Source organism: Parendozoicomonas verongulae (assembly GCF_009711465.1).
GTDB classification, from domain to species: Bacteria; Pseudomonadota; Gammaproteobacteria; order Pseudomonadales; family Endozoicomonadaceae; genus Sansalvadorimonas; species Sansalvadorimonas verongulae.
The window spans coordinates 474-1,376 of the sequence record NZ_SMME01000615.1; the positions used below are offsets into that span (position 1 = coordinate 474).

Sequence of the window (903 nt, forward strand, 5' to 3'; positions counted from 1 at the left end):
GTCCGAAAGCTCGCTCTTGATGTTGGTGAACCCATTCATCATCTTTCCGTGCTGCTCAAAAAGAAGCTGCTGCATGGAGAGTAAATCATTTTTGGTGGCGTAGTGTTCTCCATTAAGAGAAGCCTGAACATGGGCAGCGGTTTCTTCGTCAATACCGATGGCTTTCAATTCTGCAAACAGTGATTTTCCCATAAAGACCTCATGCGAATAGCCCGAACAGGATAGGCGAATGAAGCTGGGACGTCAGTGTATTTTTGAAGGTGGAAAAAAGATTCCCCAACCCGCCGCTGCCTTGTGTGGCCCTTGAAGCATTGCTTATCGGGTCGATGCTTCTAACCAACTGAAAACACGATGTTTTATGGCTTCTGTCACACCGTTGTGTCACATATGTGTCACTTTTCAGAGCAGGTGCAGTATAGAGGCGTCGTGTCACCTGTCCACAGATCAACTTGCCCTAAACACGACATCGGTAGAATATAGCCCTGTTACATAACCAGCCAGAACAGGACGTTATCTCGTATGGGCACCCCAAAATCCGTCAACTTTGAAATGCTGCGCACCCGCTGGCCGGAGCTGGCCAACCTTGGGGCGGTGGCGGAACAATATGTCCATACCGATCCGGAAAGCTGTTTGGTCAAGTTGCGCAACTATCTTGAGCTGGTGGTGCGCTGGATCTACCGGGATCAGCGCCTGGAGCAGGGGTACCGTGCCAGCCTGTACGACCTGATCAAAGATGATGTCTTCCAGAGTGTGATACCCACGTCTGTCACCCTGAAGATGGACGCCCTGCGCATCCATGGCAACCGTGCTGCCCACGGTGATCACATCAAACCAAAAGATGCCCTGTGGCTGCTGCAGGAAGCTTTCTATGTGGGTGGCTGGATGTACCTGAGCCATGGTAAC

Annotated in this window: 2 protein-coding genes; one reads left to right on the forward strand and one right to left on the reverse strand. The window is 51.2% G+C overall.

Annotation, left to right across the window (positions count from 1 at the left end):
* On the reverse strand, positions 1-192 hold a 192-nt coding region (locus tag E1189_RS23050), incomplete at its 3' end, for a hypothetical protein (RefSeq protein ID WP_196221037.1).
* Positions 193-519: 327 nt separating this feature from the next.
* Here E1189_RS23050 and E1189_RS01890 point away from each other — a divergent pair.
* Positions 520-903: DUF4145 domain-containing protein (locus E1189_RS01890; RefSeq protein ID WP_155158386.1), on the forward strand; the 384-nt coding region annotated here is incomplete at its 3' end.